The sequence below is a fragment of the Salinilacustrithrix flava genome (genome assembly GCF_041228405.1).
GTDB classification, from domain to species: domain Bacteria; phylum Actinomycetota; class Acidimicrobiia; order Acidimicrobiales; family Salinilacustritrichaceae; genus Salinilacustrithrix; species Salinilacustrithrix flava.
Genome location: NZ_CP133888.1, coordinates 3,342,236 through 3,362,707, shown reverse-complemented (window position 1 = coordinate 3,362,707; position 20,472 = coordinate 3,342,236). Strand labels below are relative to the sequence as shown.

Here is a 20,472-nt window from a genome sequence, read left to right as displayed (position 1 = left end):
CCGATCTGCCAATCCGCCCGTGGCTCAGATCACGACCGTCAGGAACTGCACGAAGCGCCAGCCCAGGTAGGCCAGCAGCAGGGCCAGCATGAGCTTGAAGTGCCAGGGCACCGGAGGCAGCGGCTCGGCCTCGGTCGGGTCAGCGACGTGGTGGCCCTCCGGGCAGTCACCTCCCTGGTCGAGCGTGTTGGGGTTGTAGAAGCGGTCGCACGCCTCGCAGAACGGCACCGGCTACCGCCCGAGCGTGGCCGTGATCCGCGACGGGACCGGGCGGCCGATGAGCGCGGACACGGTGCCGGCGGTGCGGATCATCCGGTCGAGGTCGATGCCGGTGTCGATGCCGAGCCCGTCGCACAGGTGCACGAGGTCCTCGGTGGCCAGGTTCCCGCCGGCTCCTTCGGCGAAGGGCGACCCGCCGAGCCCGCCGACGGCGGTGTCGAAGGCGGCGATGCCGAGCGTCATGGCGGCGAAGGCGTTGACCAGGGCCGTGCCCCGGGTGTCGTGCAGGTGCAGGCGCACGTCGATGCCCGTGGTGGCCACCACGTCGGCGATGCGGTCCGGGGTCGCCACGCCGGTCGTGTCGGCCAGGGTGATGGCGGTGGCGCCCGCGTCCTGGGCCGAGTCCACGATGGCGGCCACGTCGAAGGCGCCGATGTCCTCGTCGTAGGGCGAGCCGAAGGCGCAGGAGATGACGACGTCGACGGGGCGGCTGCCGGCGGTCTCGGCGATCGGCCCGATCTGGGCCACGGACTCCTCGACGCTCATCTTCACGTTGCGCTGCGAGTACGCCTCGGAGGCCGACACGGTGACGGTGAGCCCATCGACGCCGGCCTCGACCGCCAGCTCGGCGCCCTTCACGTTCGGGACGAGCGCCCAGTAGCGGGCGTGCTCGTCGCGCTCGAGGGCACGGAACAGGTCGGCGGCTCCGGCCATCGCCGGCACCGCTCGCGGGGAGACGAAGGCGGCCGCTTCGATGTCATTGACCCCCGCATCGACCAGGGCGGTGATGAGCGCCACGCGGTCGGCGACCCGCACAGGCTGCTCGGGCTGGAGCCCGTCGCGCGGGCCCACGTCGCGGATGGAGATGGCGTCGGGCAGGTCCCAGGACACGGGTCGCTCCTACACCGGGGGCACGCCGTGGCGGCGGTCGGAGAACTCGCGCCGGCGGGTGCCGGCGGCGGCGAAGCGGTGCACGACCTCGTCGCGCAGGGCGCTGGGCGGGACGATGGCGTCGATGACCAGCTCCGATGCCAGGCGGAGCAGGTCCACGTCGGCCTCGTAGATCTCGATCTGCTCGGCAACGAAGGCCTCCTGCTCGGCCTCGTCCTCGATGGCGGCGATCTTGTTGGCGAACACCGCGTTGACCGCGGCGTCGGGCCCCATGACGGCGATCTTGGCGGTGGGCAGGGCGATGGTGGCCTCGGGGTCGAAGGCCGGGCCGCACATGGCGTAGAGGCCGGCGCCGTAGGCCTTGCGCACGACGACGCACAGCTTGGGCACCGTCGCCTCGGTGATGGCGGTGACCATCTTGGCGCCGTGGCGGATGATCCCCTGGCGCTCCACCTGGGTGCCGATCATGAACCCCGGCACGTCGGCGAGGAACAGCAGCGGGATGTTGAAGGCGTCGCACAGCCACACGAAGCGGGACGCCTTGTCGGCGGAGTCGACGAACAGCACCCCGCCGAGGTGGGCCGGGTTGTTGGCGACGACCCCGACCGGACGCCCGTCGATCCGGCCGAGGCCGCAGATGAGCTCCTTGGCGAAGAGCGGCTTGTACTCGAAGAAGGACTCGGCATCGACGAGACCGTCGATGAAGGCGTGCATGTCGAAGGCCACGGCCTCGTCGACCGGCACGACGTCGTCGGCGAGCTCGTGCGAGGGCGGCGCCGGCTCGTAGCGAGGCGGTTCGTCACGCCAGGTCTGGGGGAAGTACGAGAACCACGCCCGGGCCTGGTCGAGGGCGTCCTCGTCGTCGTGGGCCAGGGCGTCGCCGCAACCGGACACGCTGGCGTGCATCCGGGCCCCGCCCATCTCCTCGAGCGTGGTGTGCTCGCCGATGACCTTCTCGGCCATGCGCGGCGAGCCCAGGTACATGGAGGCGTTGCCCTCCACCATGAAGACCACGTCGCAGAAGCTCGGGATGTAGGCGCCGCCCGCCGCGGAGGGCCCGAAGAGGCAGCAGATCTGGGGCACCCGACCGGACAGGCGGATCTGGTTGGCGAAGATCCGACCGGCGCCGCGCCGCCCGGGGAAGAGCTGCACCTGGTCGGTGATGCGGGCGCCGGCGGAGTCGACCAGCCAGAAGATGGGCAGGTCGTGGGCCAGGGCGTACTCGCTGGTGCGCACCATCTTCTCGACGGTGCGGGCCCCCCAGGACCCGGCCTTCACCGTGGGGTCGTTGGCCACCACGCACACCCGGCGGCCCTCGATGGTGCCGGTGCCGGTGACGACGCCGTCCGCCGGCAGGTCCTCGCCCTGGTTGTTGGCCAGCAGCGCGTCCTCCACGAAGGAGCCGGCGTCCAGCAGCAGGTCGAGGCGGTCGCGGACGAAGAGCTTGCCCTGCTTCTCCAGCTTCCCGGCCTGGGTCTCGAGGTTCCCGGCCAGCGCCCGGGAGGTCGCTGCCCGCAGGTGCTCGAGCGGATCGTGGGGCGCCGTCACCCCACGATCTTGCCCGGTCCGGGCGGCAGGCGCGAAGTGCGACGCCACGACTGCCGGTTCGAGGAGGCGATCGACACGCAGGTGATCCGTCGCGTGCTGTCGATAGCCTCTCCCTATGCCCACCTCCCGGCAGCGCCCGACCGTGCGCCAGCTCGAGTACGTCGTCGCGGTCGCCGACCACCTCAGCTTCAGCGCCGCGGCCGACGTCTGCGGGGTCAGCCAGCCGGCCCTGTCCACGCAGGTGCGGGAGGTGGAGCAGCGCCTCGGCCTCTCGCTGTTCGAGCGGGGTCGCGGTGGGGTGTCCGTGCCGGACCACGCCGTGGCGGTCATCGACGCCGCCCGCAGGGCCATCCGGGCCGTCGACGACGTGGCCGATGCCGCCGTGGACCTCCAGGGCGAGCTGGTCGGACCGGTCCGGATCGGGATCATCCCCACCATGGCGCCCTACCTGCTGCCCACCCTCGTGCGAGAGCTCCGCCGGCGCCACCCGCGGGCCGAACCCGTCCTCACCGAGGAGCGCACCGACGACCTGGTGCGCCGCATCGAGCTCGGCGAGCTGGACCTCGGGCTGCTCGCCGCGCCAGTCCCGAGCGACTCGCTGTCGTCGGTCCCCGTCGCGGTCGACGAGTTCCACCTCGCGCTCGGCGAGGACCACCCCTACGCCGGCGAGGGCTCGCTCCCCTCCGGCGTGCTCGCCGGCCTGCCGGTGCTGCTCCTCGAGGACGGCCACTGCCTCCGGGACCAGGCCATGGACGTGTGCGCCACCGCCGGCGCCAGCACCGACGGCGCGATCCAGGGAACCAGCCTCACCACCCTCTGCCAGATGGTGTCGGCTGGCGGCGGCGTCACGCTCCTGCCGGCCAGCGCGCTCGAGGTCGAGGCTCGCCCCGGCTCCGGCCTCGTCACCCGTCCCCTGCGCGACCCGCGGCCGTCGCGCACCGTGGTGCTGTCGTGGCGCGACCGCTCCCCGCTCGCCGCCATGTACGCCGCCTTCGGGGACGCCATCGCCCCGGCGCTGCAGGCGGCCTGCCCCACGACCTGACGCAACACCAGCACTGCCAGAACGGGGAGCCGCAACCGCAGCACCGCCAGAACGGGGAGGGGTCAGCTCCGGCGGATGGCGAGGATGGCGGTGTCGTCGGTGACCGGCTCGGTGGCGAAGTCCTTGGCTGCCTCGAGGAGGCTCTTGCACAGCACGTCGGGCGGCACGCCAGGGTCGCGGCGCAGCGTGTTGGCGATGCGCTCCTCCCCGAAGAACTGGTCGCCGGCGCGGGCCTCGGCCAGACCGTCGGTGTAGAGCAGCACGAGGTCGCCGGACTCCAGGTCGATCTCGCGGGAGTGGTAGTGCGACGCCGGGTCCAGCATCAGCAGCGGGCCGGTGGCCCGCAGCGGGCGGACCTCCTTGGCGTGCCAGAGCCAGCCGGCGGGGTGGCCGGCCGAGCAGACCCGGAGCGTGCCCGAGTCGGTGTCGAACACCACGACGAGCAGGGAGATGAACTCCTCGACCCGCTCGAGCGCCGACATCTGGGCGTTCAGCTCCTCCATCGCCTGGGCCGGGTCCCGGTACTGGCGCAGGAACACGCGCAGCAGGTACTTGGCCTGGAAGGCGGTGATGGAGGCCTCGATGCCGTGCCCGGTGACGTCGCCGATGACGGCGGCGATGCGGTTGGGCGACACCCGGAACACGTCGTAGAAGTCGCCGGCCATCATGCCGGTGCCCGGCTCGTAGACCCGGCCGAGCTCGAAGCCGGCGAAGTCGGGCAGCTCCTCGGGGGCGAGGCGGGCCGCCCACTTGCGGGGCGCCAGCTCGTCCTGGGTCAGGACCTCCTGGGCCTTGCGCTCGAGCTCGTTGCGGTCCTCGGCGATGCGGGCGACCCTGCGGAAGTCCCGGTTGTAGTACAGCGACATGGCAACCGGGATCGTGACCAGGGCGTAGAGCGCGGCGGCCTCGGTCGTCCCGGCGATGCCCACCACCAGCGACGCAGCGGCGAGCAGGCCGTAGAGGAGCGCAGCGTGGAGCTCCTTGCGGAACGCGGCACCGGCCAGGATGGCTTGGTCAGAGGTGTCGCCGTACTCGCTCTGGATGCGGTGCCAGCTCTGCTGGAACCGCAGCGCGGAACGGCCCCACACCACGGCGGCAACGGCGCACAGGAGTGCGACCACCGCCAGGATCGGTTGCTCCATGGATCGTCGAGCCTACGCGCTGCTCAGTCGCGCTTGCGCACACGGAGCTTGAGCGGGGTGGCCCCGAGGTCGAAGGCCTCCTGGAGGCTGCGCTCGAGGTAGCGCACGTAGGTCTTGGGCAGCTCGCGGTTGGCGAAGATCGTGAACGTCGGCGGGTGCGCCGCACCCTGCAGCGCGTAGAGGACGCGGGCGCCGTGCGGGGCCGGTTGGGCCTGCTGGGCACGACGGATGACGTCGTTGACCTGGCGGGTGGGGATTCGGGTCTCGTAGGCCCGGATCGCCGAACCCAGCGCCGGGTACAGGCGGTGGACGCCCTTGCCGGTGAGCGCGGAGACCTGCAGCACGGGCGAGTCGCCGATGAAGTGCAGCTTGTCGGCGATCTGGTACGTCACCCGCTCCCGGTCGTCGGCCGAGGCCACCTCCCACTTGTTGAGCAGGACGATGACCGGGCAGCCGGCGAGGTCGACCCGCTCGGCCAGGCGCTGGTCCTGGGCGGTCACGCCCTCCGCCGAGTCGATGACGAGGATGGCGATGTCGGCCTTGTCGATGGCCTGCAGGGCCCGCACCACCGAGTAGTACTCGGTGCCGTCGTCGACCTTGGACCGACGACGCATGCCGGCGGTGTCGACGAAGCGGATGGCGCCCTCGGAGGTCTCGACCACGGTGTCGATCGTGTCCCGGGTCGTGCCGGGCATGTCGTGGACGATGGAGTGCTCGGCGCCGGTGAGGCGGTTGAACAGCGTGGACTTGCCCACGTTGGGGCGTCCGACGATGGACACGGCGATCTCGCCGCCGTCGGCCGCGGACTCGGGCTCCTCCTCCTCGTCCTCCGGCGGCAGCATGGCCACCAGGTCGTCGAGGAGGTCGGCGGCGCCGTTGCCGTGCAGCGCGCTCATCGGGCTCGGCTCGCCCAGGCCGAGCTCCATGAAGTCCCAGATGAGGTGCTCGCGCTTGGGATCGTCGATCTTGTTGACGATGAGGCGCACCGGCTTGCTCTTGCGGCGCAGCAGCTCGGCCGCCTTCGCGTCCTCCTCGGTGACGCCGACGGTGCCGTCGACCAGGAAGATCACGACGTCGGCCTCGTCCATGGTCCGCTCCGAGACCCGGGAGACCTTCTCGTCGAGCGCGGAGCCGCCGGGCATCCAGCCGCCGGTGTCGACGACCTCGAAGGTGCGCCCGGCCCACTCGACCTCGACGGCCTTGGCGTCGCGGGTGACGCCGGCGCGCTCCTCGACGATGGCGGTGCGACGGCCGGCGAGTCGGTTCACGAGCGTGGACTTGCCCACGTTGGGGCGGCCGACGATGGCCACGCGGAGGGGGGAGGACATGGAGCTCTCGATTCAGGCGGGCGTCGGGGACGCCGGGAGGGGGAGGCCGAGGGCGGCGCGCAGCGCAGCCCCGTCGGTGGGGACGACCTCGACCGGCCGGGGCAGATCGGCGACGGTGGTGCCGTCCAGGAAGCGGTCCTGGGACAGGCACACGTCGGGCAGCAGGTAGCGGTGACCGGCGGGTTGCTCGGCCAGGACGCGGGCGACGTCCTCGCCGACCATCAGGCCGGTGACGCCGATGTTGCCGCCGAAGAAGCGGTTGGGGACCTCGACGATGCGCACGTCGTCGCGCTCGACGCCGGCGAGCAGCGGGGCGAGGACCTGGGCCCCGTAGGGGGCGGTGAGGACGCCGATCGGGGCGTCGGGAGCGGGACGCCGCCGCCCGAGCTGCACCGGGACTCCGGGGCCGATCGGTTCGCTCGTCCCACCGAGTGGAACGTCGGGACCGATCGGCGCGCTCGTACCGCAGGTCGTGCCGGTCGTGCGGGGGGCGCGGTAGCCCTCGGCCGGGGCGCCGTCGACCCAGGCGAAGAAGCCGGCCTGGGGTCGGGTGACGTCGTCGGCTGCGCCGTGGAACTCGGCCTCGAACGTGCGGGCCATGCCGATGCCGTCCTCGTGCATGGCGAAGCCCTCGTAGGCCTCGGCCGCGGGGAACGGGCGCCGGGCGAGCAGGTAGTACTCGTCGGCGGCGTAGACGAGGCGGTGACCGAGCACGGTGCGGTAGACGTCCTGCCAGTCCTCGACGATGTCGACGACGGTCTCGGCCTCGGCCAGGGAGTGGGGCCGCATCCGGGACTCGTCGGAGTGGTCGCTGATGCCGAGGGGCACCACGGCGAGGCTGGCCAGCTCGGGGTACTCGTCGAGCACGCCGGCGAGGGTGTCGGCCAGGACCGCCCCGTCGTTCACGCCCGGACACACCACGATCTGGCCGTGCACGGTCACGTCGTGGTCGAGCAGGGCCCGCAGCCAGCGCAGGCTGGTGGCGCCCCGGCGGTTGCGGAGCAGGTCGGCCCGGACCTCGGGGTCGGTGGCGTGGATGCTCACGTACAGCGGGCTGAGCCCCTCGCTGACCACCCGCTCGAGGTCGATCTCGGTGAAGCGGGTGAGGGTCGTGAAGTTCCCGTACAGGAAGGACAGGCGGTAGTCGTCGTCCTTCAGGTACAGGCTGCGGCGCATGCCCGGGGGCAGCTGGTAGATGAAGCAGAACTCGCAGTGGTTGTCGCAGGTCTGCACCTCGTCGAAGATCGCCGCGTCGACGTCGGCACCCAGCGGCTCCCCGGAGCGCTTGGTGACGGTGACCTGGCGCTCGAGCCCGCCGCGGCGCACGTCGAGGACCACCTCCGGCTCGTCGACCAGGAGGTGCCACTCGATGACGTCGCGCGGCTGGACCCCGTCGAGGGAGAGGATCTCGTCTCCTTCGACGAGACCCGCTCGGGCTGCGGGTGATCCGGGCGCGACCGCGATGACGCGGGGCAGGCTCACCGGCGACAGGCTACCGCCGGAGCGGCGCGAAACCCCAGGTCGGCGGCCGACGGTCCCATCAACGCTGCGCCGAGCGGAAGAACTCGTCGCTGGCCGCCAGGTGGGCGGCGAGGGCGACGTCGTCGACCCGGCGCAGCTCGTCGGCCCAGTGCGCGAGGCCCGCCGGGTCCGGGGGGCGGCCCAACACCGCCCGGTAGGTGGCGGCGACTCGGTCGCGACGGGACTCGATCGAGCCGAAGAAGGCGGCGGCCACGGTGTCGCGCTCCACGCCGGCCTGGAGCTGGGCGGTCCAGTGCGCCAGCCCGCCGTCGTCGGGCTCCCGGTGCAGCAGGTCCCGATAGAGCCGGTGCAGGAACCCGTCGGCGGTGGCACCCGCATCGGCGTAGAGCTCGTCGGAGGCGTAGAGCAGCGCGCCCACGTGGGTGATCGCCAGCCCGGCGGCGACCTGATCCCGCCAGTAGCGCAGTCCGTCGTCGTCGGCTGCTCGGCCCAGCGCGCTGCGGTACAGCGCATCGACGGTGCGGCCCACCCACTCGAGCGAGATCGCCAGCGACCGGGCGTGCTCGAGGCGGCCGATCGCACCGCTCTCGATGGCCACGGTGTGCTCCTCCAGCTCGGTGCCCGACGGCGAGCGCCCGAGGAACAGGGCGAACGTGGCGCGGACGTGGTCGGCGGTCGGCCCGTCCGGATCGAAGACCACCCGGAGGTCCGGGCGGCAGGCGCGCATGCCCGACAGCGGCTGATCCGGCCCACCCGAGACCGACCGGACGCCCCCGGCGTCGCCGGTGCCGAGCCGTGCGGCCACCCCCGCCCACGACTCCCCCGCCGCCGTGGTCACGCAGACGGAGCGGTCCACCGCTCGGGGGGCGGGCTCCCCCGCGGTCAGGGCGCTGGCCACGGAGCGGCTGACGAGCTCGACCAGGCGCTGCCCGGTGACGTGATCGGGGTTCTGGTCGGTCATGACGGTGATCGCGTAGCCGGACCCGGTGGCGTCGTGGCGGACGAACCCGGTGGACCCGATGCGCCACCGAGCCGTCCCGGACGTCGGGTAGAAGCCGTTCTTGAGGGCGACGGTCCACCCCGACGGGACGCCGGCGCTGATCCCCCACTGCTGGGTCGGGTGCACCGACGTCATGGTCCGCCACGCCTCCTCCCGATACGGGGCAGCCAGCGGTCCACCGCCGTGCAGCAGCGCCGTCGCCAATCGGGTGCGGTCCTCCGCCGTGGACGTCGTGAGGCCCCAGCGGGAGGTGCTGGTGGTGCGGGGCAGGCCGAAGCGCTGGTCGAGCCGCTCCTGGCCGGCGTCGCCGCCGAGGGAGACGTAGAGGTCGCTGGCGGGCGGGTTGTGGGAGCGAGCGATCATCGGCTCGACCCGGGCCCGCTCCCAGGGGGTCAGGCCACGCCCCTCGTCCTGCGCTCGGAGCAGGACGCCGGCGAGGAACTGGGCCTTGATGACCGACGCCGTGGTCATCACCGTGCCGGGCGCCAGGTGGTACCAGCAGCCGGTGCGCACGTCGTGCACGGCAGCGGTGACGCGCTGGCCGGGGAAGTCCCGGGCGATGGCCGCGTGCAGGTCGGGGCTGAAGGGCTCGACGCAGGACGTCGCCGCCGCTCGGCCGGCACCGGTGGCGACGCTGCCGACGAGGAGCAGCACGGCGAGGAGCGGGCGGACGACCAGGGATGCCGTGGTCCGGGCCATGGCGCCGGATCGTACCGATGGCCGCCGGTGAACTCGCCCGACCCGGCGCACCCGCCGCGCGTAGGTTCCGCGCCCATGGAGCTCACGATCGAGTCGATCCGATCCGGGGACCGGGAGCGGCACCACGCCCTCATGCGCCAGGCGTTCGGCGGCACGGACCGTTTCGACCCGTCCGCGCCGGTGTCCGACCCGGACAAGTTCGTGTGCGCCTACCTGGGTGACCAGATGGTCGGCTCGGTCCTCACCTTCGACTTCGCCATGACCTGGGGCGGCCGGCGCGTCCCGTGCGGGGGCGTGTCGGGCGTCGTCGTGAGCCCCCAGGCGAGGGGTCGGGGGGCCGCGCAGCGGATGCTGGCCGAGGCGCTGCGCCGCATGCACGAGCAGGGCCACGTCGTCAGCGCGCTGTACCCGACCACCGCGTCGCTCTACCGGCGGGCCGGCTACGAGGTCGTCGGCCTCTACCGGCGCACGCGGATCCCGGTGGCGGCCATCGATGCCGGCGGGGACGCCCTCGAGTGGCGGGAGGTGGACGGGTCGAGCGAGGTCCTCGCGTCGCTCCACGACGACCTGGCCGGGCGCCTCGACGGCTGGTTCCGGGTCGACCCCCAGTGGTGGGCGTTCCGCAACCACCGCCAGGCGGCGGACACCTCGGTCAACCGGTACACGTACGTGGGGTCGAGGGCCGGGGCCGACGTGGCGGCCGTCCAGTACCGCTACGCCAAGGCCGACGACTTCTACGACCTCGAGGTCGAGGTGCTGGCTGGTCTGGATGTCGAGGCGGTGGGCGCCGCGCTCGGGCTGCTGGCCGGTCACGGGACCACCGCGCGCCACGTCGTCGCCGCCCTGCCGCTCTCGCTGCTCGGCCCCCACATCCCCCAGCTCCAGCTGACCAGCACCGCGTCCGACTGGCCCTGGATGCTGCGGCTGGTGGACGCCCCCGGGGCCGTCGCCGCGCGCGGGTGGCCGACGAGCGTGGCGGGCTCGGTGGAGCTCGACATCACCGACGATGCCTGCACCGGCAACGCCGGCGCGCACGTGCTGGAGCTGGGCGGCGGCGAGGCGGCCCTGCTGCGGGGAGGTTCCGGGCGGATCCGGGTGACCATCCAGGACCTGGCGATGCTGTACGCCGGCTGCGACGTGGCCGGTCTCCGGGCTGCTTGCCGCCTGATCGAGGCATCCCCCACCGACCTCGACCTGCTGGCGGCGGCCTGCGTCTCGAACCCCTCCATCCCGCTGTTCTTCTGACCCCTTGCGCATCCGAGTGGCCGACCCGGGACCTTGGACCCTCGGGACGGCCCCAGGAGGGCGCTCGCACGCCCGCTGACGCAGGTTGGCCAAGGCCGCATGGGTCCATCGTCACTTTGCGATCAGATGACGCGGAAGGCGCTGACGGGTGCGCTTGACTGTGTCCAGCGCCAAGGAGCGCCCGCTGCGATCCGCAGCGCACGACCACCTCCGTTCCTCCTCCCTGCCCCCGAGTGGGCCATCCCCCCGGAGCGTCCTCGAATGCCCTCGAGCTCTTCCCTGCGCCGTCGCGCGCGCCTGCTGCTCGGCAGCGCCCTGGCTGCGACCACCGCCGTCACGGTGCTGGCCGCCGCCCCGGCTGCCGCGCAGACCGATCCGATCACCGACGTCGGCGTCACCGACCCGGACTCCCGCTTCGACGCTGCCCTCGCCACCCTCCTCCGGGTGATCTACCGGGACGAGGCGATCGAGACCGAGGACCCCACCCCCCGGGACCTCGAGGCCAAGGCCGACCGGGGCTGCATCGACGCCGGGCCGGCCGACGCGGACGTGCCGACGACGGTCGCCGCCATCTTCGAGTGCCGCCTCACCGAGGCCGGCGTGGACGAGGCCCACGTGGACAAGTGGACCGCTGAGGCACTCGTCGTCGCCGAGTGCGAGTCCCTGTTCGAGGCCGACGCGGTGGTGTTCGACGGCCGGTACCTCGACACGGCGCACCCGAACGGCAACCGCTACTCGGCGGCCGGCGTCTTCCAGTTCATCCGGGCCACGGCCGACAAGTGGATCGACGGCGGCTACGCCAACGTCAAGGACGCCCGGCTGAACATCGACGCCGCCGCCCGGCTGTTCATCCACAACCGCAACGCCGGCCTGCTCGGCTGGGACGACTGGGCCTGCGCGGCCGCCCACGACGGGTTCAAGGTCGGCTCGGTGCTCCCCGGCTGGCCCGGCGGTCCTGCCGAGCTGCCGGACTGGGTCAACGAGTACGTGTCCTGAGCCTGCGCAGCCGTCGCTAGCGTGGGAGCCGTGCCCGTCGACCAGGTCCTCCTCGCTGCACCCCGTGGCTTCTGCGCCGGCGTGGAGATGGCGATCAAGGCCCTGGCCTGGATGGTCCGGGCGTTCGAGCCGCCCGTGTACTGCTACCACGAGATCGTCCACAACCAGCTGGTGGTGCAGCGCTTCCGGGACCTCGGCGTCGTCTTCGTCGACGACATCGACGAGGTCCCGCCCGGCCGCCCGCTGATGCTCTCGGCCCACGGCTCGGCCCCCGAGGTCGTCGCCGCCGCGCAGGCCAGCGGCGGTTACGTCGTCGACGCGGTCTGCCCCCTCGTCACCAAGGTGCACCACGAGGTCAAGGTGCGAGCCGGGAAGGGCTACCAGATCGTCTACGTCGGCCACGAGGGCCACGAGGAGGCGGTCGGCACCATGGCCGTCGCCCCCGACGCCATCCACCGGGTGGAGTCCACCGACGAGGTCGACGCCCTCCCCCGCTTCGACCAGCCCGTCGCCCTGCTGGCCCAGACCACGCTGTCCCACCGGGACTGGGAGGGCGTGCTCGACCGCACGCGAGAGCGCTTCCCCGACGTGTGGACCCCCGGCCGCAGCGACCTGTGCTTCGCCACGACCAACCGCCAGGCGGCGCTCACCGCCCTGGCCGAGCGCTGCGACGCGATCATCGTCATCGGTTCGGCGAACTCGTCCAACACCCGGGCGCTCGAGTCGCTCGCCCGGGACATGGGCTGCGAGCGCGTCCACCGCGTCAACACGCCCGAGGAGGTCCCCGACGACCTGTCCGGTGTCGTCGGCGTCACCGCTGGGGCCAGCGCGCCCGAGGAGCTGGTGTGCTGGGTGATCGACAAGCTCGACCCCGCGAACGGCATCGAGGAGATCCGCATCACCGACGAGGAGGAGTACTTCCCCCCGCCCCGGAACCTGCGCGAGATGCTCGAGGCCCTCGACGTGGTCGCCACCTTGCTGGTCGGCGGCACCTTGACCGATCGCCCCACCGTGGTCGACCGGGAGACCAAGGCCAGCGAGGTCCTCGGCGCCCTGGTCGTCAGCCCGTAAGACCGTCGCGACACAAAGGGCGGCCGGGCGCGTCGCCAGGATCTCGCTAGACGCAGTGGGCGCCGTCGGCGTCGACCTCGGTGATGTCCTCCTCGATCCCGTCCACCGGGCCCGGCAGGAGCCGCACCGCGTCGGGCTTCAAGGCGATCGGCAGGAAGCTCATCCCACGCCGGGCCGGGCCCCGGCGCAGCTCCCCGAACGGGCTGAACCGGGAGGCATGGCACGGGCACTCGAACCACCCCGACGACTCGCACCACGGCACCCGGCAGCCCTGGTGCGGGCACTTCTGCCACAGCGCGAGCAGGCCCCCTTCGACCCCGGGCCGGATCGCGTCGGGGACCGCAGCGGCGAGGGCCTCCCGGTGCTCCTCGGGCACCGGCACGACGTAGGTCTGGGCCTCGGCGACGTACCAGACGCCCCCGCCCTCCTCGATCGCGGTGGCGACCTCCTCGGGGGTGCCCAGCTGCTGGCCCTCCTCGGCGATGTCGGGGCCACCGCCGTCGTCGCCGCACGCGCTCAGACCGGCACCAGCGATGGTGACCGCACTCACCTGCAGGAAGCGTCGTCGATCCACCGTGGCCTCCTAGCGGTCCAAGCGCCCGACGCGGCGCTGGGCGTCGTCGAAGAGGGCCTGGATCCGGGTCTGGAGCAGCTCGGTCGTCTCCCGGACCTGCCGGCGCGACGGACGCTTGCCGTCCTCACCGGCCGGTGCGGGGATCGGGTCGCCGATCACCAGCACGACCTTCACCGGCTTGATCCACTTCGCCCCGGGCGGCATCGCCGCTTCGGAGCCGCCGATCCCGACGGGAACGATCGGCACGCCGGTCCGGCCCGCGACGAACGCCGGACCCTCGAACAGGTCCTCCACGATCGGTCCGGTGCGACGCTGGCCCTCCGGGAACATCACGACCGGCTCGCCGTAGCCGAGGGCCGTGACCGCCGAGCGCATCGCCTCGCGGTCCGCGGAGCCGCGGCGCACCGGGATGCCGCCCATGGCGTCGAAGAAGCGACCGGGGAGGTCGTACTTCCACATGGTGTGCTTGCCCATGAAGCGCATCCGGCGACGGGTGACGGCGGCGACGAGCAGGGAGTCCACGTTGGACCGATGGACCGCGGACAGCACGAAGGGCCCGTCGGGCACCTTGTCGAGGCCGTGGACCTCCATGCGCCAGAACAGGCGGCAGAAGCCCACGATGACCGCGGTGACGGCGCGGTAGAAGCGCAGCTGGGCCTTGGTCGGCGGCCCCTGCTCCTCGACGGGGTTGCCGCGGGGGTCGGCGGCGGGGACGGGCTGGTCAGCCATCGATCTGCTCGGCCAGCAGGTCGACGATCTCGTCGACGGTCAGGTCGCTCGTGTCGACCTCGACGGCGTCACCGGCACGGGTGAGCGGCGATGCGTCGCGGCCCTGGTCGAGTGCGTCCCGGCGGGCGATGTCGGCGGCCACGGTCTCGTAGTCCAGGTCGGAGACCTCCTTGGACCGCCGCGCCGCCCGCACCTCGGGACGGGCGTCCAGGTACACCTTGAGGGCGGCGTCGGGGAAGACCACCGAGCCGATGTCGCGGCCCTCGAGCACGCCGCCGCCCCGGCGACGGGCCCACTCCCGCTGCCGGGACACCATCTCTGCCCGGACACCTGGGTTGGCGGCGACCGTGCTGACGGCCCGCGTGACCTCGGGCCCGCGGATCTCGATGGTGGCGTCGACGCCGTCCACCACGACGCCCTCCAGCGTCACGGCCAGATCGACCTTGGCGGCGAGCGCGGCGACGGGCTCGGCGTCGGCGGGGTCCAGGTTGCGGCGCAGCGCCGCGAAGGTGACGGCCCGGTACATGGCCCCGGTGTCGAGGTACTCGAGCCCGAGGCGCTCGGCCAGGAGCCGGGCCACGGTCGACTTGCCGGAGCCGGCCGGGCCGTCGATGGCGATGACGCGGAGGCCGTCGTTGGACATGCGGCGACGCTACCGCTGCCGGGACGGGCCGACGGTGCCCGCTCGGAGGTCGTCGAGCAGGTCCCAGTAGCCGGGGAAGGTCTTGGCCACGCAGCCCGGGTCCCGGACCGCCATGCCCGGGATCGCGAGGCCGAGCAGCCCGAAGGCCATGGCCATGCGGTGGTCCCGGTAGGTCTCGAACGTGGCGGCGTGGATCGGGCCGGGTCGGATGACCATGCCGTCGTCGGTGGCGACGGCGTCGATCCCGCAGCGCACCAGCTCGGCGACCGGGCCCGCGATGCGGTCGGACTCCTTGTCCCGGATGAAGCCGACCCCCCGGATGTTCGTGGGGCTGTCGGCGAGGGCGGCCAGCGCAGCGAGGGTGGGCACGGTGTCGGAGATGTGGGCCATGTCCACGTCCACCCCGTGGAGGCCGGGTCCGGCCGCCACCGTGACGGCGTCGTCGTGCCAGGTCACGGCGGCGCCCATCTGCTCGAGCACGTCGACGAAGGCCACGTCGCCCTGCAGCGACCCCCGGTGCAGACCCGGCACGGTGACCCGGCCGCCGGTGACGAGGGCGGCGGCCCACGCGTAGGACGCCGCCGAGGCATCGGGCTCGATCGCGTAGGCGGTGCCCCGGTAGCCGGTGCCGTCCACGGTCCAGGTGTCCCCCGCCGCGGTGACCCGGGCGCCGAAGGCGGACATGACGGCTGCGGTCATCTCGACGTACGGGCGGGAGATCAGCTCGGTCGTGAGGCGGATGGCGATCCCGCCCGGCACCGCGGGCCCGGCGAGCAGCAACCCGGACAGGAACTGGCTGGACACGTCGCCGGACAGCTCCACTGCGCCGGAGGTGAGCGGCCCCCGCACGCGCACCGGCAGGTGACCGGCGCGCTCGTCGTCACGGACCGACGCCCCGAGGGCCCGCAGCGCGTCGAAGGTGGGGCCCATGGGGCGGTCCCGCAGCTGCACGTCGCCGTCGAGCACCCGCTCGGCGCCGTCCAGCGCCAGCAGGGGGAGCAGGAAGCGCGAGGTGGTGCCGCTCTGCCGGGCGTCGATCACCTCGACCGGCCCGGGCCGGCTGCGCCGGCGCTCCCGGTCGGAGGCCGACGGCGGCTCCACGGCGATGGTCCCGTCGCCCCCGACGGTGACACCGACGCCGAGTCGGCCGAGGTTGTCGGTCATCGCCTGGGTGTCGTCGGCCTCCAGGGCGCCGGTCAGCCTGGACGGACCCTCGGCCAGCGCCGCGCACACCAGCGCCCGGTTGGTGATGCTCTTGGAGCCGGGGAGGACGACTGTGGCGTCGATGGGGGCGTCGACGGGGACGATCGGGAGGGGGTCCTGCACCGTCAGTCCAGGTGCTGGATCGACGGGCGGTACCCACGGGCGAGCAGCCCGCCGCGGAAGCGCTCCGCCAGCGCGCCCTCGACGAGCACGATGAGCACGCCCTGCTGGCCCTCGGAGGAGTGGGCGATCTCGAGGTCGACGATGTTCACGTCGAGCTCGGTGGCCAGCGTGGTCACGTCGGCCAGCACGCCGGTGCGGTCGGGCACGGGCACCCGGACCTCGGCCAGCTCCGACGGGCGGGTGTAGCGCGACGGCAGGTTGACCCGCGCCGCCCGGGCCCGGCTGAGGTCGGTCAGCAAGGCGTCCCGGTCCGAGGAGGCGACCTGGTCGCGGGCCTCGGCGAGGGCGGCGATCAACCGGTCGAGGCCGGCGACGATGGCCACCTGGTTCTCCTCGCAGATGTCGGGCCAGATGCCCGGGTGGCCGGAGGCGATGCGGGTCATGTCTCGGAAGCCGCCCGCGGCCAGGCGCAGCAGCGCGACGTGCTCGTCGGCGCGCTCGTCGGCGATGCGCATGAGCGACGCGGCGGTGAGGTGCGGCACGTGCGACACCACCGCCACGAGCTCGTCGTGGCGCTCGGGTGGCAGGGCGATGACCTCGGCGCCGAAGGTGGAGACGATGCCGCGGATGCGGGCGTAGGCGTCGTCGTCGGTGTCGGCGGTCGGCGTGAGCACCCACACCGCACCCTCGAACAGGTCGACGGTGGCGCCGTCCACGCCCTCCTGCTCCGAGCCCGCCATCGGGTGGCCGCCCACGAAGCGGGCGTCGTCCACGGCGGCCACGATCGGTGCCTTGACCGAGCCGACGTCGGTGACCAGCCCGGTCGTGCCGGCCAGCGCCTTGCGGGCGGCCTCGGCCACGGTCCGGACCGGCGTGGCGACGAAGGTGATCTCGGCGTCCGGGTCGAGGCCGACCTGGTCGATGACCTCGAGCTGGCGGGCGCGGTCGGTGCGGGCCTCGTCGTGGTCGACGCCGCTCACGTGCCACCCCTGGGCGCGCAGGGCGAGGGCGATCGAACCGCCGATCAGGCCGACGCCGACGACGTTCGCGCGTGGCTGGGAGGCACCGGGCACGGTGCTCGATCCTAGGAGCCGAGCCGGCAGGCGAGGCGACTCATGAGCACGGGCCCTCTGGCGGCGAAGCCGCCAACCCAGCGCCCGACCTCACGGTGACCCGTCCCCACGTCCCGAGCCGAGCCGCCAGGCGAGGCGATCAGTCGGGGGGTGGGGTGGGGACCGCAGCCCGTTCGAGGGCCCGGACCTCGTCCTGGCGCAGGGGTCGCCACTCCCCCGGCCCGAGGGTGGTGTCCACGAGCGGGCCGATCCGGGTGCGCACCAGACGGACCACCGGGTGTCCGATGGCCTCGCACATGCGCCGGACCTGGCGGTTGCGACCCTCGTGGATCACGAGGCGCACCACCCCGGGGCTGACCATCGCGGCCGTGGCGGGTGCGGTGATCCCGTCCTCCAGCTCCACGCCCTCCCGGAGCCGGCGCAGCGCGCCGCGCGCCGGCGTGCCCTCGACGTGGGCCAGGTACTCCTTCTCCACGCCGTAGCTCGGGTGGGTGAGCCGGTGCGTCACCTCGCCGTCGTTGGTGAGCAGCAGCAGGCCCTCGGTCTCGGCGTCGAGGCGACCCACCGGGAACACGCGGGGCTCCTCGGGCACGAGCTGGACCACCGTCGGGCGGCCCTGGGGATCCGATGCCGTGCTGACCACCCCGGCCGGCTTGTTCAGCAGGTACCAGACGGTGTCGGGGCGGACGCCGACGAGCACGCCGTCGACCTCGATGGCATCGACGTCGGGATCGGCCCGCTGGCCGAGCTCGGCGACCTCGCCGTTCACCACGACCCGGCCGTCCTCGATCATCTCCTCGACCACCCGGCGGCTGGCGATGCCGACGCGGGCGAGGATCTTCTGCAGGCGCTCGGGCTCGCTCACTCCGACTCGTCGTCGGCGGCGTCGGGTGCGCGCTCGCCGTCGCCGTCGTCGTCCACCGGTGCCGTGGTGTCGGCATCGAGCGGATCGGGCCGCAGGCCGTGCTCGAGGGCCTCGTAGACGTCGGCACCGGGCACGAACTCACCGAGGGCCGGGAGCTCGTCGAGGGAGTTCAGGCCCAGCTTCTCGAGGAAGGTCGGCGTCGTGCCGTACAGGACGGCCTGGCCGGGCCCGTGGTCGCGGCCGACCTCGTCCACGTAGCCGCGCTGCACGAGCGTGCGCATCACGCCGTCGACGTTCACGCCTCGGATGGCGGCGATCTGCGCTCGGGACATCGGCTGCTTGTAGGCGACGATGGCGAGGGTCTCCAGGGCCGCGTTCGAGAGCCGGCCGCTCTGGCCGTCGAGCACGTAGCGCTCCACGTAGGGAGCCAGGTCCGGGTGCGTCTGGTATCGCCACCCGCCGGCGACCTTCACCAGCTGGAAGCCGCGGTCGGTGGCGTCGTACTCCGCAGCGAGCTCCACGCACAGGGCTTCGATCCGCTCGGCGCTCACCTCGAGCAGCTGGGCGAGCAGCTCGACGGTGATGGGATCCTCGGTGACGAGCAGGAGGGCCTCGGCGGCTCGCCGCAGCTCCCGTTCCCGATCGTCCTCGCCTGCAGTGGGTTCCGGCTCAGTCACTCTCAGCCATCGTAGGCATCGACGAAGGCGAGGTCCTCGAGGTCGAGCTCGTCGTCGTCGGGGCGACCGGTCCACACCACGGTGAGCGAGCCGAGGCTGTTCACCTGCTGGAGGTCGATCCAGCCCTGCTTGTACAGCTCGAGCACGGCCAGGAACCGGACGACCACCTCGAGGCGCTCGACGAGGTCGGCGGTGAGCTCGGCGAAGGTGGCCCGACCGATGCGGGGCAGCTCGTCGAGGAGCTCGGCGACGGCGTCGGTGACCGTGACCCGGATCTGGTGGATGTGGTCGATGTGGACCCGCGGCACCGGCTTGGGCTCGACGGCGCGCAGGAAGGCATCGCGGAGCTGGTCGGGCGTGGTGGTGGCGAGCATGTCGGGCAGCAGCCCGAGGAACTGCTGATCCACACCGGCGGTGCGGGGGTAGGAGCGACCGGCCTCGTTGGCGATGGTGGCCATGGCCACCGCAGCGTCCTTGAAGGTCTTGCACTCGACCAGGCGGGAGAGGAGCAGGTCGCGCTCCTCCCACAGGGCCAGCTCGTCGTCGAGGTCGACGTCGCCGTCGTCGGGCAGCAGCCGCTTGGACTTGAGCTCGATGAGCGTGGCGGCGATGAGCAGGAACTCGGTGGCGAGCTCCAGGTCCATCTGCTCGAGGCGCTCGAGCTGGGCCAGGTAGGCGTCCACGATGTCGGACAGGCGCACCTCGTAGAGGTCCACCTGGTCCTGCAGGATCAGGTGCAGGAGCAGGTCGAAGGGACCCTGGAACACGGGGGTCTCGACATCGACGGCCACGAAACCAAGGGTAGGCGTGGCCCCGGCGCCGCTGGTGGATGGTCAGCGCGGTCGCGACCTGCGCCGGCAACCGTCTCGGAGGGGCCGCGACCCCACCCCTACGATGCCGCCCCATGGTCCGCTCCTTCTCCGGCATCCAACCCTCCGGCGATCTCCACCTGGGCAACCTCCTCGGTGCGATCACCCGCTGGGTGCAGGACCAGCACACCCACGACGCGGTGTTCTGCGTGGTCGACCTCCACGCCCTCACCCTCCCCCAGGACCCGGCGGTGCTGCGTGAGCGCACGGTGTCGCTCACCGCCCTGCTCGTCGCCTGCGGCCTCGACCCCGGGGCGTGCACCCTGTTCCTGCAGAGCCACGTCCCGGAGCACACGCGCCTCGCGTGGCTGATGGAGTGCACCGCCAGCTTCGGCGAGCTGTCCCGGATGACCCAGTTCAAGGACAAGTCGGCGCGGGCCGAGTTCATCTCCGCCGGGTTGTTCACCTACCCCGCGCTCCAGGCGGCCGACATCCTCCTGTACGACACCGACGTGGTCCCGGTCGGCGACGACCAGCGACAGCACATCGAGCTGGCTCGCGACCTGGCCCAGCGGTTCAACTCCCGGGCCGGACAGGACGTCCTCGTCGTGCCGAAGCACGTGATCCCCCCGGTGGGCGCCCGGATCATGGACCTGCAGGAGCCGGGCAACAAGATGTCCAAGTCGCTCGAGTCGCCCCAGGGCACGATCCTCGTGCTCGACGACCCCAAGGCGATCGAGAAGAAGATCAAGCGAGCGGTGACCGACGCCGACAACGAGGTCCGCTTCGATCCCGAAGCCAAGCCGGGCGTGTCGAACCTGCTCTCGATCCTCGGTGCCGCCACGGGCCGGGACCCGTCCGCCCTCGCCGGCGAGTACGACATGTACGGGCCCCTGAAGGCCGATGCCGCCGAGGCCGTCGTCGAGCTGCTGGCCCCCATCCAGGCCCGCTACGCCGAGCTTGTCCGGGACACCGGCACGATCACCTCGATCCTGCACACCGGTGCCGCCAAGGCCCGCTCGGTGGCCTCGGCGACCCTCGCCCGGGTCCACGACGCGGTCGGGCTGCTGCCACCGGGCTGACCGCCCGCGACCCCGGACGGGACGGGGCCGG

20 protein-coding genes are annotated in these 20,472 nt (G+C 72.8%); 5 read left to right on the top strand and 15 right to left on the bottom strand.

The features are described 5' to 3' along the window. Window positions 1-24: 24 nt before the first annotated feature. The 3 genes from RGQ06_RS16485 to RGQ06_RS16475 are packed head-to-tail and all read right to left on the bottom strand — an operon-like array spanning window position 25 to window position 2,658. On the bottom strand, window positions 25-228 hold the full coding sequence (locus tag RGQ06_RS16485) for a hypothetical protein (protein ID WP_432429381.1): 204 nt from the start codon (window positions 226-228) through the stop codon (window positions 25-27). Window positions 229-231: 3 nt separating this feature from the next. Further along, window positions 232-1,110 (bottom strand): hydroxymethylglutaryl-CoA lyase, encoded by an 879-nt coding sequence (locus RGQ06_RS16480; protein ID WP_432429382.1) that lies wholly within the window; start codon window positions 1,108-1,110, stop codon window positions 232-234. A gap of 9 nt (window positions 1,111-1,119) precedes the next feature. After that, window positions 1,120-2,658 (bottom strand): acyl-CoA carboxylase subunit beta, encoded by a 1,539-nt coding sequence (locus RGQ06_RS16475; RefSeq protein WP_432429383.1) that lies wholly within the window; start codon window positions 2,656-2,658, stop codon window positions 1,120-1,122. A gap of 115 nt (window positions 2,659-2,773) precedes the next feature. Here RGQ06_RS16475 and RGQ06_RS16470 point away from each other — a divergent pair, with 115 nt between their 5' ends. Continuing rightward, on the top strand, window positions 2,774-3,700 hold the full coding sequence (locus RGQ06_RS16470) for a LysR substrate-binding domain-containing protein (RefSeq protein WP_432429384.1): 927 nt from the start codon (window positions 2,774-2,776) through the stop codon (window positions 3,698-3,700). 62 nt (window positions 3,701-3,762) lie between these two features. Here RGQ06_RS16470 and RGQ06_RS16465 read toward each other — a convergent pair whose 3' ends face one another. The 4 genes from RGQ06_RS16465 to RGQ06_RS16450 are packed head-to-tail and all read right to left on the bottom strand — an operon-like array spanning window position 3,763 to window position 9,351. Further along, window positions 3,763-4,842, bottom strand: a complete 1,080-nt coding sequence (locus RGQ06_RS16465; protein ID WP_432429385.1) for a PP2C family protein-serine/threonine phosphatase — start codon at window positions 4,840-4,842, stop codon at window positions 3,763-3,765. A 23-nt stretch (window positions 4,843-4,865) separates the two neighbouring features. Further along, window positions 4,866-6,170 (bottom strand): ribosome biogenesis GTPase Der, encoded by a 1,305-nt coding sequence (gene der, locus RGQ06_RS16460; protein ID WP_432429386.1) that lies wholly within the window; start codon window positions 6,168-6,170, stop codon window positions 4,866-4,868. A 12-nt stretch (window positions 6,171-6,182) separates the two neighbouring features. Continuing rightward, window positions 6,183-7,652: a DUF512 domain-containing protein gene (locus RGQ06_RS16455; RefSeq protein ID WP_432429387.1), complete on the bottom strand. Its 1,470-nt coding sequence runs from the start codon at window positions 7,650-7,652 to the stop codon at window positions 6,183-6,185. Window positions 7,653-7,710: 58 nt separating this feature from the next. Next, on the bottom strand, window positions 7,711-9,351 hold the full coding sequence (locus tag RGQ06_RS16450) for a DUF4214 domain-containing protein (RefSeq protein WP_432429388.1): 1,641 nt from the start codon (window positions 9,349-9,351) through the stop codon (window positions 7,711-7,713). 75 nt (window positions 9,352-9,426) lie between these two features. Between RGQ06_RS16450 and RGQ06_RS16445 the strand changes: the two genes are divergently transcribed. The 3 genes from RGQ06_RS16445 to ispH all read left to right on the top strand — a co-directional run bounded on the left by RGQ06_RS16445 (window position 9,427) and on the right by ispH (window position 12,663). Further along, a complete protein-coding gene (locus RGQ06_RS16445) occupies window positions 9,427-10,596 on the top strand; it encodes a GNAT family N-acetyltransferase (RefSeq protein ID WP_432429389.1) in 1,170 nt (389 codons plus the stop codon). 261 nt (window positions 10,597-10,857) lie between these two features. Then, on the top strand, window positions 10,858-11,592 hold the full coding sequence (locus RGQ06_RS16440) for a hypothetical protein (RefSeq protein WP_432429390.1): 735 nt from the start codon (window positions 10,858-10,860) through the stop codon (window positions 11,590-11,592). Between the two features lie 30 nt (window positions 11,593-11,622). Further along, window positions 11,623-12,663: a 4-hydroxy-3-methylbut-2-enyl diphosphate reductase gene (ispH, locus tag RGQ06_RS16435; RefSeq protein WP_432429391.1), complete on the top strand. Its 1,041-nt coding sequence runs from the start codon at window positions 11,623-11,625 to the stop codon at window positions 12,661-12,663. A gap of 46 nt (window positions 12,664-12,709) precedes the next feature. On the opposite strand, the gene RGQ06_RS16430 is transcribed toward ispH, so the two are convergent. The 8 genes from RGQ06_RS16430 to RGQ06_RS16395 all read right to left on the bottom strand — a co-directional run bounded on the left by RGQ06_RS16430 (window position 12,710) and on the right by RGQ06_RS16395 (window position 19,341). Then, window positions 12,710-13,237 (bottom strand): ubiquinol-cytochrome c reductase iron-sulfur subunit, encoded by a 528-nt coding sequence (locus RGQ06_RS16430; protein ID WP_432429392.1) that lies wholly within the window; start codon window positions 13,235-13,237, stop codon window positions 12,710-12,712. Between the two features lie 9 nt (window positions 13,238-13,246). Continuing rightward, window positions 13,247-13,966: a lysophospholipid acyltransferase family protein gene (locus RGQ06_RS16425; protein WP_432429393.1), complete on the bottom strand. Its 720-nt coding sequence runs from the start codon at window positions 13,964-13,966 to the stop codon at window positions 13,247-13,249. Next, window positions 13,959-14,609: a (d)CMP kinase gene (gene cmk / locus RGQ06_RS16420; protein ID WP_432429394.1), complete on the bottom strand. Its 651-nt coding sequence runs from the start codon at window positions 14,607-14,609 to the stop codon at window positions 13,959-13,961. The genes RGQ06_RS16425 and cmk overlap by 8 nt, the downstream gene beginning before the upstream one ends. Before the next feature lie 9 nt (window positions 14,610-14,618). Further along, window positions 14,619-15,935 (bottom strand): 3-phosphoshikimate 1-carboxyvinyltransferase, encoded by a 1,317-nt coding sequence (gene aroA / locus RGQ06_RS16415; protein WP_432429395.1) that lies wholly within the window; start codon window positions 15,933-15,935, stop codon window positions 14,619-14,621. A gap of 2 nt (window positions 15,936-15,937) precedes the next feature. Continuing rightward, window positions 15,938-17,008, bottom strand: coding sequence for a prephenate dehydrogenase/arogenate dehydrogenase family protein (locus tag RGQ06_RS16410; protein WP_432429396.1), 1,071 nt, complete (start codon window positions 17,006-17,008; stop codon window positions 15,938-15,940). Between the two features lie 139 nt (window positions 17,009-17,147). Beyond that, a complete protein-coding gene (locus RGQ06_RS16405) occupies window positions 17,148-17,873 on the bottom strand; it encodes a pseudouridine synthase (protein ID WP_432429397.1) in 726 nt (241 codons plus the stop codon). Continuing rightward, window positions 17,870-18,550, bottom strand: a complete 681-nt coding sequence (gene scpB, locus RGQ06_RS16400; RefSeq protein WP_432429398.1) for an SMC-Scp complex subunit ScpB — start codon at window positions 18,548-18,550, stop codon at window positions 17,870-17,872. Before scpB ends, RGQ06_RS16405 begins: the two co-directional genes overlap by 4 nt. 2 nt (window positions 18,551-18,552) lie before the next feature. Next, on the bottom strand, window positions 18,553-19,341 hold the full coding sequence (locus RGQ06_RS16395; RefSeq protein ID WP_432429399.1) for a segregation and condensation protein A: 789 nt from the start codon (window positions 19,339-19,341) through the stop codon (window positions 18,553-18,555). 113 nt (window positions 19,342-19,454) lie between these two features. Between RGQ06_RS16395 and trpS the strand changes: the two genes are divergently transcribed. Next, window positions 19,455-20,441 carry a tryptophan--tRNA ligase gene (gene trpS, locus RGQ06_RS16390; protein ID WP_432429400.1) on the top strand — a complete coding sequence of 329 codons (987 nt, stop codon included), beginning with the start codon at window positions 19,455-19,457 and terminating at the stop codon, window positions 20,439-20,441. Window positions 20,442-20,472 lie beyond the last annotated feature (31 nt).